General features: G+C 58.4%; 14 protein-coding genes. 7 read left to right on the top strand and 7 right to left on the bottom strand.

All coding sequences use genetic code 11. The features are described from left to right. Positions 1 to 7 precede the first annotated feature (7 nt). The 4 genes from groL to ACR0JE_RS08220 all read left to right on the top strand — a co-directional run bounded on the left by groL (position 8) and on the right by ACR0JE_RS08220 (position 4,628). Positions 8 to 1,651 (top strand): chaperonin GroEL, encoded by a 1,644-nt coding sequence (gene groL / locus ACR0JE_RS08205; RefSeq protein ID WP_170536249.1) that lies wholly within the window; start codon positions 8 to 10, stop codon positions 1,649 to 1,651. A gap of 174 nt (positions 1,652 to 1,825) precedes the next feature. Further along, positions 1,826 to 2,668, top strand: a complete 843-nt coding sequence (locus ACR0JE_RS08210) for a DMT family transporter (RefSeq protein WP_480863840.1) — start codon at positions 1,826 to 1,828, stop codon at positions 2,666 to 2,668. A 38-nt stretch (positions 2,669 to 2,706) separates the two neighbouring features. Continuing rightward, positions 2,707 to 3,480, top strand: a complete 774-nt coding sequence (locus tag ACR0JE_RS08215; RefSeq protein WP_480548834.1) for an alpha/beta fold hydrolase — start codon at positions 2,707 to 2,709, stop codon at positions 3,478 to 3,480. Further along, positions 3,477 to 4,628, top strand: coding sequence for an alpha-D-ribose 1-methylphosphonate 5-triphosphate diphosphatase (locus ACR0JE_RS08220; protein ID WP_480863841.1), 1,152 nt, complete (start codon positions 3,477 to 3,479; stop codon positions 4,626 to 4,628). The genes ACR0JE_RS08215 and ACR0JE_RS08220 overlap by 4 nt, the downstream gene beginning before the upstream one ends. Positions 4,629 to 4,691: 63 nt before the next feature. Here ACR0JE_RS08220 and ACR0JE_RS08225 read toward each other — a convergent pair whose 3' ends face one another. The 4 genes from ACR0JE_RS08225 to ACR0JE_RS08240 form a co-directional block, all read right to left on the bottom strand. Beyond that, positions 4,692 to 5,762 carry a 5-(carboxyamino)imidazole ribonucleotide synthase gene (locus tag ACR0JE_RS08225; RefSeq protein ID WP_480863842.1) on the bottom strand — a complete coding sequence of 357 codons (1,071 nt, stop codon included), beginning with the start codon at positions 5,760 to 5,762 and terminating at the stop codon, positions 4,692 to 4,694. A 2-nt stretch (positions 5,763 to 5,764) separates the two neighbouring features. Continuing rightward, positions 5,765 to 6,520 (bottom strand): NAD(P)-binding domain-containing protein, encoded by a 756-nt coding sequence (locus ACR0JE_RS08230; RefSeq protein WP_480863843.1) that lies wholly within the window; start codon positions 6,518 to 6,520, stop codon positions 5,765 to 5,767. Beyond that, on the bottom strand, positions 6,517 to 7,002 hold the full coding sequence (purE, locus tag ACR0JE_RS08235) for a 5-(carboxyamino)imidazole ribonucleotide mutase (protein ID WP_353010442.1): 486 nt from the start codon (positions 7,000 to 7,002) through the stop codon (positions 6,517 to 6,519). Before purE ends, ACR0JE_RS08230 begins: the two co-directional genes overlap by 4 nt. Positions 7,003 to 7,078: 76 nt before the next feature. Beyond that, positions 7,079 to 7,303: a YdcH family protein gene (locus tag ACR0JE_RS08240; protein WP_480863844.1), complete on the bottom strand. Its 225-nt coding sequence runs from the start codon at positions 7,301 to 7,303 to the stop codon at positions 7,079 to 7,081. 163 nt (positions 7,304 to 7,466) lie between these two features. On the opposite strand from ACR0JE_RS08240, the gene ACR0JE_RS08245 reads away from it, so the two are divergent. From ACR0JE_RS08245 to ACR0JE_RS08255, 3 genes are all read left to right on the top strand, one after another. After that, entirely contained in the window at positions 7,467 to 7,880 is a 414-nt protein-coding gene (locus ACR0JE_RS08245) for an Hsp20 family protein (protein WP_058275530.1), read from the top strand. Positions 7,881 to 7,885: 5 nt separating this feature from the next. Beyond that, positions 7,886 to 8,110 (top strand): DUF1150 family protein, encoded by a 225-nt coding sequence (locus ACR0JE_RS08250; protein ID WP_170536263.1) that lies wholly within the window; start codon positions 7,886 to 7,888, stop codon positions 8,108 to 8,110. Positions 8,111 to 8,215: 105 nt separating this feature from the next. Then, the gene (locus tag ACR0JE_RS08255; RefSeq protein ID WP_480863845.1) at positions 8,216 to 9,100 is read left to right on the top strand and encodes a PhzF family phenazine biosynthesis protein; all 885 of its coding nucleotides are present in this window, start codon (positions 8,216 to 8,218) and stop codon (positions 9,098 to 9,100) included. A gap of 66 nt (positions 9,101 to 9,166) precedes the next feature. Here ACR0JE_RS08255 and ACR0JE_RS08260 read toward each other — a convergent pair whose 3' ends face one another. The 3 genes from ACR0JE_RS08260 to trxB all read right to left on the bottom strand — a co-directional run bounded on the left by ACR0JE_RS08260 (position 9,167) and on the right by trxB (position 13,841). Continuing rightward, a complete protein-coding gene (locus tag ACR0JE_RS08260; protein ID WP_480863846.1) occupies positions 9,167 to 10,882 on the bottom strand; it encodes a bifunctional sulfate adenylyltransferase/adenylylsulfate kinase in 1,716 nt (571 codons plus the stop codon). Between the two features lie 196 nt (positions 10,883 to 11,078). Further along, positions 11,079 to 12,770: an adenylate/guanylate cyclase domain-containing protein gene (locus tag ACR0JE_RS08265; protein WP_480863847.1), complete on the bottom strand. Its 1,692-nt coding sequence runs from the start codon at positions 12,768 to 12,770 to the stop codon at positions 11,079 to 11,081. A gap of 129 nt (positions 12,771 to 12,899) precedes the next feature. Continuing rightward, positions 12,900 to 13,841 carry a thioredoxin-disulfide reductase gene (trxB, locus tag ACR0JE_RS08270; protein WP_480828016.1) on the bottom strand — a complete coding sequence of 314 codons (942 nt, stop codon included), beginning with the start codon at positions 13,839 to 13,841 and terminating at the stop codon, positions 12,900 to 12,902. Positions 13,842 to 13,953 lie beyond the last annotated feature (112 nt).

Consider the following 13,953-nt stretch of genomic DNA (forward strand, 5'->3'; position numbering starts at 1 on the left):
AAACGACATGGCTGCAAAGGACGTCAAGTTCGACACCGATGCCCGTAACCGCATGCTGGCAGGTGTGAACATCCTAGCCGATGCTGTTAAAGTGACCCTGGGCCCCAAAGGCCGTAACGTGGTTCTGGACAAATCCTTCGGCGCACCGCGCATCACCAAAGACGGTGTTTCGGTTGCCAAGGAAATCGAACTGGAAGACAAGTTCGAAAACATGGGCGCGCAGATGGTGAAAGAAGTCGCCAGCCGCACCAATGACGAAGCCGGTGACGGCACCACCACTGCAACCGTTCTGGCTCAGTCCATCGTCAAAGAAGGTCTGAAGCAGGTTGCCGCGGGTCTGAACCCGATGGACCTGAAGCGCGGCATCGACCTGGCGACCGCCAAGGTTGTTGAAGGCATCAAAGCTGCTTCGCGCGAAGTCAAAGACTCGGCAGAAGTTGCTCAGGTTGGCACCATCTCGGCCAACGGCGAAGCCGAAATCGGCAGCCAGATCGCAGACGCGATGCAGAAGGTTGGCAACGAGGGCGTTATCACCGTCGAAGAAAACAAAGGTCTGGAAACCGAGACCGATGTTGTCGAAGGTATGCAGTTCGACCGTGGCTACCTGTCGCCTTACTTCGTCACCAACGCAGACAAGATGATCGCAGAACTCGACGACTGCATGATCCTGCTGCACGAAAAGAAACTGTCCTCGCTGCAGCCGATGGTTCCGCTGCTCGAGCAGGTGATCCAGTCGCAAAAGCCGCTGCTGATCATCGCGGAAGACGTTGAAGGCGAAGCGCTGGCAACTCTGGTTGTCAACAAACTGCGCGGCGGCCTGAAAATTGCTGCTGTCAAAGCACCGGGTTTCGGCGATCGCCGCAAAGCCATGCTGCAGGACATCGCGATCCTGACCGGCGGTCAGGTCATCAGCGAAGACCTGGGCATGAAGCTCGAGTCCGTCACCATGGACATGCTGGGCACCGCCAAGAAGATCGAGATCACCAAAGACGAAACCACCATCGTCGACGGTGCCGGCGAGAAAGCCGAGATCGAAGCCCGTGTTGGCCAGATCCGCACGCAGATCGAAGAAACCACCAGCGACTACGACCGTGAGAAGCTGCAAGAGCGCGTTGCCAAACTGGCAGGCGGTGTTGCCGTTATCCGCGTCGGTGGCATGACCGAAGTGGAAGTGAAAGAGCGTAAGGACCGTGTGGACGATGCTCTGAACGCAACACGCGCTGCTGTTCAGGAAGGCGTCGTCGTGGGCGGCGGTGTTGCTCTGGTTCAGGCCGGTAAAGCACTGGAAGCTCTGAAAGGTGCAAACGCCGATCAGGACGCTGGCATCAACATCGTTCGCAAGGCCATCGAAGCGCCGCTGCGCCAGATCGCCGAGAACGCAGGTGTTGACGGTGCGGTTGTTGCGGGCAAAGTCCGTGAATCTTCGGACGCGGCATTTGGCTTCAACGCTCAGACCGAAGAATATGGCGACATGTTCTCGTTCGGTGTGATCGACCCTGCCAAAGTTGTCCGGACCGCTCTGGAAGACGCGGCATCGGTTGCTGGCCTGCTGGTCACCACCGAAGCGATGGTTGCTGACAAGCCCGCCAAAGAGGGCGCGGCCCCTGGCGGCGGTATGCCCGACATGGGCGGCATGGGCGGCATGATGTAAGCTGCTTAGGCCTTAGTGCTTATCGACGGGGTCGCCTTCGGGCGGCCCCGTTTCGTTTTGAATGCCCGCTTTGCGGACATGCCTCCGGCGGAGGTATTTTTGAACAGAAGAAGCTGCGGTGCGTTTGCAGGAATGTGAGTGTGCAAAGCTGACAGACGCAGGTATGCGATTGGGATGAAGTTGTTTTTGCTGACCGCCCTGACCATGTGCGCCTTTGCGGCGAATTCGATCCTGAACCGGCTGGCGATTGACAGTGGTGCCAGCGATCCTGCCAGCTTTGCAGTTGTACGCGTTCTGGCTGGCGCGGTGGTTCTGAGCCTATTGGTGTGGGGGCGCAAGGGTGGAATGCCGCTGCGTTCTAGGCGGCGGGTTCTGGGGGCAGGGTCCCTATCCTTGTACATGATTGGGTTTTCGGTGGCCTATTTGACGCTGGATGCGGGTCTTGGGGCGCTGATCCTGTTCGGGGTTGTGCAGATATCCATGTTTGTGATTGGCGCATTGACTGGGACGACACCCACAGGACGCCAAATTGCAGGTGCTGCGGTCGCTTTGGGCGGCTTGACCTTTGTACTATGGCCGACCGAGGCGGTTCAGGTAGACGCAGCGGGAGCTGCGCTGATGGTCGCCGCTGGTTTTGGTTGGGCGATCTATTCTTTGGTCGGACGGTCCGAGTCAGACGCCTTGGCCGGGACAGCGGCGAACTTTGTTGTCGCGCTTCCCGTAACGACGTTGGCACTGGTTTTCTTGGGGGGCGACTGGCAGATCAATGTAACCGGATGTGCGTTGGCTATTTTGTCAGGCGGGGTCACGTCGGGCCTGGGATATGCGCTTTGGTACCGGGTCTTGCCGCAACTCGCGCCCTCGGTTGCCGCGGTGGTTCAGCTGAGTGTGCCAGTGATCGCGATTGTCGGCGGTGTGGTCCTGTTGGGTGAAGTTGCAGACGCGCGGCTGTTGGCTGGGGCAGCTTTGGTGCTGGGTGGCATCGCCTTGGCCGTTCTGCGCCGGACCCAAGGGTAGGTCTTCCCTCAGCCCCTCATAGGCAGTATTGGGCGGTCATGAGAATTCTGCTCGCCCTCATTTTCCTGTGCCTGCCCGCAGCGGCCAGCGCCAAATGTGTCATCCTGTTGCATGGGCTGGCGCGGACCGAGGCGTCGTTCTCGGTGATGGAGCAGTTGTTCAAAGCCCATGGCTACACCGTCATCCGTCCGGGCTATCCGTCGACAGATCTGGGCATTCCCGAACTGGCTGAACAGACACTGCCCGATGCGTTTGCAGCCTGCGGTGAAGATACAGCCAATGTTGTCGCGCATTCCATGGGCGGTATCTTGTTGCGATATTGGCTTCAGGACAACGCACCGGAAAACCTGGGCCGTGTCGTCATGCTGGGCCCACCCAATCAGGGCAGCCAACTTGTTGACGAACTTAGCGCATGGGAAGTGTTCGGTTATCTGAACGGCCCCGCCGGATTGCAACTGGGCACTGGGCCTGAAGGCATCCCCCAAAAGCTACCGGCAGTGGAGTTCGAACTGGGTGTGATCGCGGGCGAGAACTCATTGAACCCGGTGTTTTCTTCACTGATCGATGGGCGGGACGATGGTAAGGTTTCGGTCCGAACCACCAAGGTGGATGGCATGGCGGATCATATCGTTTTGCCGGTGACACACACGTTCATGATGAACAATCCGCGCGTGATGGCACAGGCCCTGCATTTCATCGAGTTCGGTGAGTTTGATCCACAGATAACCTGGCTGGATGGGGTCACTGACATCATTGACGAGATTTGCATCGGGCAGGACTGCTCTGAGCCCGAATCGGAGCCAACCAGATGACCACGCTGGAGCTGACGCTGTGCAACGCCGAAGTGCTGTTGCCGAGCGTAGGGCTGACACAGGTGCCCGTAGCAATAGCTGATGGGCAAGTGCAGGCCTCAAGCGCTGGGCGTCAGATTGACCTGACGGGTTTTTTGGTTCTTCCGGGAATCATCGACCTACATGGTGACGGTTTCGAACGCCATATCGCCCCGCGCCGGGGTGCCATGAAGCAAATGAACGAGGGCATTTTGTCGGTTGAGGCAGAGCTGGCGGCAAACGGGATCACCACCGGAGTACTGGCGCAGTTCTATAGCTGGGAAGGTGGCGTGCGCGGCCCCGATTTTGCCGCACAGGTCTTTGCCGCGATAGCTGCGGTTAGGGACAGCACCGTCACCGACTTGATCCCTCAGTTAAGGTTCGAAACCCACATGCTGGACGACTATGCCGATCTGGCTGTTCGGATCAAAGACTGGCAAGTGCCTTACGTGGTCTTCAACGACCACTTGCCACATGACCGGCTTACGCAGGGCAAAAAACCGCCGCGCCTGACCGGGCAAGCGCTGAAAGCAGGGCGGAACCCGGATGTTCATTTCCAGATGTTGCTTGATATGTATGCCCGTCAGGCAGAAGTTCCCGCTGCGATCGAAGCACTATGCGCTAAGCTAGAAGGGCTGGGTATTCACCTCGGCAGCCACGACGATGCAACCGCAGATGCCCGGGCATGGTGGCGGGAGCGCGGTGTTCACATCTCTGAATTCCCCGAAACTCTGGAAGCGGCTGAGGCTGCACGTTCGGGTGGGGATCACATTATCCTCGGTTCACCCAATGTGGTCCGGGGTGGGTCACACAAAGGAAATGCCAGCGCTGTTGAACTGATTGCCATGGGGCTCTGTGACGCGCTGGCCTCGGACTATCACTACCCCAGCCCGCGCCGTGCGGCGTTGATGCTGGCTAAAAGCGGCGTGCGGGATCTGGTTGGCGCCTGGGATTTGATCTCATCAGGTCCCGCGCGCGTTTTGGGCCTCGAAGACCGAGGCACGATAGAGCCGGGCAAACGCGCTGACCTTGTCATTCTGGATCGGAAGAGCCACCGCGTCGCCGCCACACTGGCCGGAGGACGCATCAGCTACATGTCCGGGGACATCGCGGCCCGGTTCATCTCTTAAACCCAGCCTGCTTCTCTTGTTCACAAATACCTCCGCCGGAGGCATCACGCGTCAGCGTGATTTCTATGCGCGCGTGATCCGGTTGAAATGCCCCATTTTCCGGCCTGCCTTGACCTCTGCCTTACCATAGAGGTGCAGGGCGACGTCCCGTTCCTGAGCCAGCTCAGGAACGCGGTCCATATCGGCGCCGATCAGGTTTTCCATCACGACATCCGAATAGCGCTGCCCGTCACCCAAGTGCCACCCAGCGACAGCGCGGATGTGCTGTTCGAACTGATCGACGGCGCAGCCATTCTGCGTCCAATGGCCAGAGTTATGGACGCGCGGCGCGATCTCATTCACGATCAAACCCTCGGGCGTCACAAACAGTTCAACCCCCATCACTCCGACATAATCGAGCGCATTCAGGATGTTGGCCGCCAGCAGGATCGCGTCGGTGCGTTGCGCTGGGTGCAGGCGCGCAGGCACGGTGGTCGTGTGAAGAATACCGTCCCGATGCACGTTTTCGCCCGGATCGAAACATGCGACCTGACCGTCCAGCCCACGTGCGGCAATAATTGACACCTCATGGCTGAAATCAACGAACCCTTCCAGGATCGAAGGCGCGCCATTCATGTTGGCCAAGGCCGCTTCGGCATCCTCGGGTGTCTGCAAACGCGCCTGACCTTTGCCGTCGTAACCGAACCGGCGGGTTTTCAGGATGGCCGGGGTTCCGATCTGATCAATTGCGGCCTCAAGGCTGCTCAGATCTGACACATCCGCAAAAGGCGCTGTGTTCAGGCCCAGCTCCTGCAAGAACCGCTTTTCGGTCAGCCGATCCTGACTGACGCGCAAGGCTTCGCGTCCAGGGCGAATAGGGCGGTGCGCTTCCAGTATATCCAGCGCCTCGGTCGGGATGTTCTCGAACTCATAGGTGATGACATCGACCGAATCTGCAAAGGCCCTCAGTGCCTCGGCATCGTCGTAAGCCGCCGTTGTCACCCGATCTGCGACCTGACCGGCAGGTGGGTTCGCGCCGGGCTCGTAGATATGGCTGACAAAGCCCAGCCGCGCCGCCGCGACTGACAGCATGCGGCCCAACTGACCACCGCCCAGAATTCCAATAGTTGCACCGGGGGCCAGCATGTGTGTCATCATCAGGTCTCCAACCGTTTGCCGATCGCGGCCAGGGCTGCGTTCAGCGCGTCATGTGCCCCGCCTGACCGTAGCGCATCGGTCATTTGCAGGCTCAGCGTTCCATCAGTGGCCAGCGCGTCGCGCTCTGCCGCAAGTTGCCCCGCTTTGCCCTTTTCCATCGCGGAAAGGAAGCCCGAGATCAGCTGTGTCGTATAAAATTCTGCGCCGTCTGCGTTTCCGGTTTGATCGGCCAACCAATCTGCTCCGGTCGCCATCAAATCCAGTATCCCTGGCACCATGGCGCAGATCGCGAAATGGGTGTTCAACGCGGCCTGGTCTGCAACCTTGATCACCGGGTTTTCCGGTTCGAACAGATCGGCCAGCAAGCGATCATTGCCCAGAGCGGCCAAGGGGCAACCACCGGTTGCCAGAAAGCCCAGTGGGATGGTCTGCACGAAATCCGACGCAGGCGCACAGAGCTCTGCCAACTGTTCGGTTGATATGGCGGCCATTACCGAAACGATCTGATGATCCGCGCGAAAGGTCAGAGGGGTCAGAATATCAGCGGCCACCTGTGGGCGCAGACACAAAAACACGATGTCCGATGGGTCGAGCACTGATTGGACATCCGCGACCGTCACACCCAGTTCTGATTTGAGTTGCGCCGACACCTTGGCACTGCGTTCGGTGACCCAGATGTCATGACCTCTGGCCGCCAGAAAGCGCACCATAGGTGCCGCGATGTGGCCGGTTCCGACAAAGCCGATCCGGCTCATCCTTCGGGTTCTTCTGCGATAGAGGCTGACAAAGCCATGCGCCATGCATCCAGCCGCTGGGCCAACGCGTCATCCTGAAGTGCCAGAATACCGGCGGCCATCAGCCCTGCATTTGCACCACCGGCCGATCCGATCGCCATGGTGGCAACTGGGAAACCTTTGGGCATCTGCACAATGGAATACAGCGAATCAACACCAGACAGAGCACGGGTCTGAACAGGAACGCCAATCACCGGCACCCGCGTTTTTGAGGCCATCATGCCCGGAAGATGCGCCGCACCGCCCGCGCCTGCGATGATCACGTTCAAGCCGCGTTCGGCGGCAGTTTTACCATAGTCCCAAAGGCGGTCCGGCGTGCGGTGGGCCGACACGATACGCTTTTCATAGGCGACACCCAATTCGTCCAGAATATCTGCGGCCTCTTTCATGGTGGGCCAGTCCGACTGGCTACCCATGATGATCCCGACTTTGACGTTACCCATCCGTTTGATCCCCGCCCTGTTCGCAGAGCGCGAACTATATCCAAATCCGCCTTAGTGGCAATGCGTTAAGCCGATATCAGGCGATGATGTCCGGCGTCAGACGATCCTCGATAAGGCGGATGATATCCTTAAGGCGCAGCTTTTCTTTTTTCAGCCGTCGCAAGGTCAGCTGATCCGCCGTACTGCGCTCATGCAACGCTTCGATGGCTTCGTCCAGATCACGGTGCTGCCGTCGGAAAACTTCAAGCTCAACCCGCAAAACGTCATCGGTTTTCATCGAAAGATCGGTGGGCGCGTTCATTGGCGACTCGGGCTGGTTGTGGTGCTTACCCAACAAGATAGTGTGTCAGACGTTATCACGCCAGACCTTGTGGACATCCTGGTTTCTTCCCATATTCTATAGTGCGCGGTTGCCAGAACGGGGCCGCACCACACGTCGCTTTGGCAATAAAGGACGAGAAAACGTGTCAAAACTTACTCTTGGCTCATACCCGCATCTTTTGGGGTTCGAGCAGTTGGAACGCCTTTTGGAACGGTCTGCAAAGGCCGGCAATGAAGGGTACCCGCCCTACAATATCGAACAGACGTCGGATTTTTCGTACCGGATTACTCTGGCTGTGGCCGGGTTTGCCGAAGAAGACTTGTCGATCACCATCGAGGATCGCCAACTTGTGATCCGTGGCCGTCAGCGTGACGATAGCGAGGGGCGCATCTTCCTGCACCGTGGCATCGCGGCGCGCCAGTTTCAGCGCATGTTCGTGCTGGCCGATGGTGTCGAGGTGGGCGAGGCGATCATGGAGAACGGTCTGCTGCATGTGGATCTAACCCGCGCCGTGCCGGAAACCGTGGTGCAGACAATCAACATACGGAAGGGGTAAGAGCAATGAATACACCGATTGAAATCAACACCGAAGGCGACCGTATCGTTTATGTCAAAACGGTCGAGGTTGCCGATCTGCCAAGCGATCTGCAGGATCAGGCAGGTGATCTGGATCAGCTTTATGCCGTGCACGATTCCGATGGTCAGCAATTGGCGCTAGTCGCCGACCGCAAGCTGGCCTTTGTTCTGGCACGACAGCATGATCTGTCTCCGGTCGCAGTTCACTGAGGGGCCCCTTTACGCCCGTTTTGGGCGTGACAATCCCAATGACACGCGCGATGGTTTGAAACCGGCGAACCCCGCCGCTTTTTTCCTGTGTTCGGAGGCCGCGCGATGAGCTGGTTTGACTTTGATTGGGTGGATGCGTTCAGTGACCGCGCTTTTGGTGGAAATGGCTGCGCCGTTGTGCACGATGGCGCGGTTCTGCCAGCGGATGTTTGCATGGCCTATGTCCGCGAAACCTCACTGGTGGAATGCACATTCACCGGGCCATCTGATGTTGCCGATATCCAGGTGCGGTACTTTCTGGCCAGTCGCGAGATCCCCTTTGCCGGACATCCGACAATCGCGACGGTGGCTGCGATGCGGTCGCGTGGTTTGATCTCGGGCAATGCTCTGACACTCGAAACAGGTGCGGGGCTTGTGGCGATCAAGTTGAATGGGGACGAGATCGAGATGACCCAGGTCGCGCCAGAGTTCGGTGCGCATGTACCTGCTGACCTCGTTGCCACGACCATCGGGGTGCCAGAAAGTGCCATTGTATCTCCGCCTCAGTTCGTTTCAACCGGGCTGCCCTTTTGCATAACGGTTCTGCGAGATCACGAGGCGTTGCGCGCAGCGCGGCTTGACGTAGGGCCATTGCGCGAAGTTGCCGCCGCTGCCGGGTTTTCCGGTTCGGACATGGCCGAGCCGTTTCTGGTGACCTTGCAAGGTGCAACAGCCGAGGGAGATACATTCTCGCGTCTCTTGCTGGCCCCTCCCAGCCCGCCCGAGGACCCGTTTACCGGATCAGCCACCGGTGCAATGGCGGCCTATCTTTGGGAACACGGGTTGATGGCAAAAGACAGTTTCATCGCAGAACAGGGGCATGACATGGGTCGCCCTGGTCAGGCGACGGTAACCCGCGTTGGGCCCTCTGATGCGATGACCGGGATCAAGGTTGCAGGGCGTGGACATGTGCTGATGCGCGGACAGGTGGACTTGCCCGATCAGATGTGACCGCATTTTGGGTTCAGCCAAAAGAAAAGCCCCGGTCTAGGCGGGGGCTTTCTGTATTCTGGTATGTTACCCGGCGATCAGGCCCATGCTTTCCAGTTTTAGCAGGACCTGGTGGGCGCAATTGTCGACCTCGACATTCTCGGTCTCGACGCTCAGTTCAGGGTTTTGGGGAACGTCGTAAGGATCTGAGATCCCGGTGAATTCCTTGATCTTACCTTCGCGGGCCAGCTTATAGAGCCCCTTACGGTCGCGGCGTTCGCATTCCTCGATACTGGTCGCCACATGGACCTCGCAGAAGGCACCGAACTGCTCGATCTCTTCGCGCACGGCGCGACGGGTAGTGGCATAGGGCGCAATCGGCGCGCAGATGGCGATGCCACCGTTTTTGGTGATCTCAGACGCGACATACCCGATGCGGCGAATGTTCAGGTCGCGGTGCTCTTTCGAGAAGCCCAGTTCCGAAGACAAATTCTTCCGCACGATGTCACCATCCAGCAGGGTTACCGGACGGCCACCCATCTCCATCAGCTTGACCATCAGCGCGTTAGCGATGGTGGATTTTCCGCTCCCTGAGAAACCTGTGAAGAACACAGTAAAGCCCTGCTGGCTGCGCGGCGGCTTGGTCTTACGCAGTTCTGTGACGACTTCGGGGAAGCTGAACCATTCTGGGATTTCAAGCCCCTCGGACAAGCGGCGGCGCAACTCGGTGCCCGAGATGTTCAGGATGGTGACATTATCCTTATCCAGAATCTCGTCATTTGGTTCGTACTGGGCGCGTTCCTGCACATAGACCATATGTTTGAAGTCGACCATTTCGATGCCGATTTCATCCTGGTGTTTGCGGAACAGGTCCTGTGCGTCATAAGGCCCATAGAAATCCTCACCAGCCGAGTTTTTGCCAGGCCCTGCATGGTCGCGCCCGACGATGAAGTGGGTGCAGCCGTGGTTTGCGCGGATCAGGCCGTGCCACACTGCCTCACGCGGGCCTGCCATACGCATGGCGAGGTTCAGCAGGCTCATCGACGTGGTCGAGGCTGGATATTTGTCCAGCACCGCCTCATAGCAGCGGACGCGGGTGAAGTGATCGACGTCGCCCGGCTTGGTCATGCCGACAACCGGATGGATCAGCAGGTTGGCCTGCGCTTCTTTGGCGGCGCGGAAGGTCAGTTCCTGATGCGCGCGGTGCAGGGGGTTGCGTGTCTGGAAAGCCACAATGCGGCGCCAGCCCAGCTTGCGGAAATAGGCACGCAGCTCGTTCGGCGTATCGCGACGGGCGCGGAAATCATAATGTACAGGCTGTTGAATACCGACGACCGGACCGCCCAGATAGACCTTGCCAGCCACGTTGTGCAGGTAGTTAACCGCAGGGTGTGCATCGTCATCGGCGCCAAAGACCTTCTCGGCCTCACGCGACTTGTCCGGGGTCCACCGGTCGGTCACAGTCATGGTGCCAAGGATCACGCCTTCCTGATCGCGCAAGGCAATATCCTGGCCCAGCTCAATCCCTTCGGCAAAGTCTTCGTTGACGTCCAGCGTGATGGGCATGGGCCACAAGGTGCCATCGGCCAAGCGCATGTTTTCGACGACATTGTCATAATCGGCTTCGCTCAGGAAACCCTTGAGCGGGTTGAAGCCGCCATTCATCAACAATTCCAGATCGCAGATCTGTCGCGGGCTCAGGTCCCAGCTTGTCAGATCCGCGGCTTCAACTTTTAACTTCTGGGCCGAGTCATATGACACATACAATTCGGGGATCGGAGCCAGATTACTTAACATCGTCATCAGAATACTCTTGTCACAGTGTAAATTTGCCGGTGATTCTCGGCCGTTTCGGGGCGGATTTGCCCCGACTCTTACCCGAAGTCCACCACCGTCGCGAAACAAAGGACGATATGCGCTGATTTCCCCGGAAATGGAAGGATTTTCCCGTACACAATACCAAAGGCGACCGTGGTTCTGTTTCGGTAGCGCGATGCAATCAGGCAGAGGATGCTTGTTCTTCTCTGGTGGTGAGGTCGCTTAGCTCTGCGGCACGTGTAACAGGTACGGCGGGAACCGGTTCGGTCACGCCACGTAGCTGGAACAATTGGATCTGCTCGGGATTGATTGCCACTTCTGCCGCTTGCAGCAACTCCTTCGACACCAGCAGTTCGACCCCAAGTGCTTTGGTCTCGCTTTCAAGGCGGCTGGCGACATTGACAGCATCGCCGATAATGGTGTGCGATGCGTGCCCTGCGGCGCCGATTTCACCCAGCACCAGATCACCTAGATGCAGGCCCATTCCGATACGAATGCCCGGGCTTCCTTCGGCTGCGAGGCGTTGGTTGAAACCTTCCAGAGCAAGGCTGATTTCAATCGCAGCGTCTAGCCCTGATTTGGCAGAGACGGCGGCGTTGGCTTTGTTAAACACGGCCAACAACCCATCACCCATGTATTTGTCGACTACGCCGCCCGCATCGGTGATGGCCGGGACTATGGCGTCAAAGAACCGGTTCAACAGAAAGACGATGTCGTAAGGAAGCTGCCCGGTCGTACGCGCCGTAAAACCCCGCATATCCAAAAACAGCACGGCCAATTGCCGTTCCTGTCCTTGGCTGGCGTGCCCTCGATTCCGCTCGCCATCCGGGCGAAAGACGCGAAACACAGTCAGCGGGTCGGTTGGGCGGATTTGGCAGGCGAGCCGGGTTTGGGGCGAGGCACCCACCGCGGCCAGACTGCGGGCTTCGACCTCACTCGGGGCATCCAGCCCTTCGCTGCCATCTTCGACAATGACACGGCATGTGGTGCAACGCCCCTTGCCACCGCACAGAGCTGTGTGTGGGATGCCGTTGGCTTGAGATATTTCAAGCAATGTCATGCCTTTTTCTGCAACCACATCAGGGCCTTGCGCATAGGCGATCCGCACCGAATGCCTGCGACGCCAAAGCTTGCGGCCCAGAAAGAAGATCCCGCATGCGCCGAGCGTGAACAGAAAGCCCAGAACGGCGTTGTTCTTCATGGCAGACAGGGTGTCGAAGGTTTCCGGTGATGGCCAGTTGTAATACTCAATATATTGTTCACGCAGAAATTCATCAGCGAAATCCGCCCAGATGCGTCGGCCTTCGGTCAGCACACCGGCCAACGCAAATGAGGGCACAAAAACAGCCACGCCGATCAGATAGGGAACGGTTTTTGACCACCAACTGGTCAGGCGCAGCCACATATGAAGGCCGATACAGCCATGTATCCAGACGATCAGCAGCAGCAGGCTTTGCATCCAGATGGCTGAGCTGGGCCACATCAGTATGATGATGTACCCCATCTCATCATTGACGTCGAACACCTCATGCGCGATGCGGGTGTGGACGATATGCGCGATTAACTGCAAGGGGATCAGCAGCCCCAGCACAATCTGCAATGCTGAACTGAACGGCATCCGCAATGTTCTGCGCTGGATGATCGAGATCACCGCAAGGGCCGCGTGAAGGATCAGCGCGGCATAGAACAGCAGGCTGACGGCATTGTGTCGGGTGATCGCCTTGCGACCATCCTGCATCCCGTGCAGATAGTCGGTGTGAAACAGGCCCAGCCCGATATTGATAAAGTGAAAAAACGCGAAAACAAACAGGATCAGGCCGCTGCCAATCCGTAGCTGGGCTGCCCACCCGCCGCGCCAAAGTGCGTTGTCCAATGCCGGTACCCGCGAATGCTTCGTTAGGGTGGAGTGTGAGGGGCAGGCTTGCACGGGTCAAGCCGACCTGAACCGCCGAAGGTAGAAGGGCAGAGATTTCGACCTGCCCCGAAACCTCTGCGCGCCTTTCTATTCCTGTTCGGCCAGAAAACGCTCGGCATCCAGGGCGGCCATGCAGCCCATGCCCGCGCTGGTGACGGCCTGGCGGTAGATGTGATCGGTCAGATCGCCCGCAGCAAACACGCCTGGGATTGAGGTTTCGGTCGAGCCCGGCTTGGTCACGACATAGCCGCCCATGTGTGTTTCCAGTGTGTCTTTGACCAACTCATTGGCGGGTGCGTGGCCGATGGCGACGAAAACACCTTTGCAAGGGATCTCGGTAATGTCCCCTGTCTGTACGTTTTTGACCCGAACGCCTTCAACACCCAGTGGCGCATCCGTACCAACGACTTCTTCCAATTGGTGGAACCAAAGGGGTTCGATCTTTTCGTTCTTGAACAGGCGATCTTGCAGGATTTTCTCGGCGCGCAACTCATCCCGGCGGTGGATCAGGGTCACTTTGCTGGCAAAGTTAGTCAGGAACAAAGCCTCTTCCACGGCCGTGTTGCCGCCGCCGATCACAACGATCTCTTGCCCGCGATAGAAGAAACCGTCGCAGGTTGCGCAGGCCGAGACGCCAAAGCCCTTGAATTTCTCTTCCGATGGCAGACCAAGCCATTTGGCGCGAGCGCCTGTGGCCAGAATAACCGCATCCGCGGTATAGATGGTGCCGCTGTCCCCCTTGGCGGTAAAGGGGCGCTTGCTGAGGTCCAGATCGCTAATGATATCGCCGATCACCTCACAGCCCATGGCTTTGGCATGATCCTGCATGCGTACCATCAGATCAGGGCCCTGAACCTCGGTATCGCCGGGCCAGTTCTCGACCTCGGTCGTGGTGGTCAGCTGACCACCCGGTTCGATACCTTGCACCAGAATGGGTTCCAACATGGCCCGGCTGGCATAAACGCCTGCGGTATATCCTGCAGGTCCCGATCCGATGATCAGAACCTTGGTGTGTCGTGTCTCGGCCATGGTACCCCCGCTCGAACTGCCTGACTTGGGCGTTTCGCCCGTCGCACCGATATAGCGGCGTGCGCGCAGGGCTTAAAGCCCTTTCCTGTTCACGAACGGGGCAGGGGCTTGG

The organism is Ruegeria sp. H3, assembly GCF_056533095.1.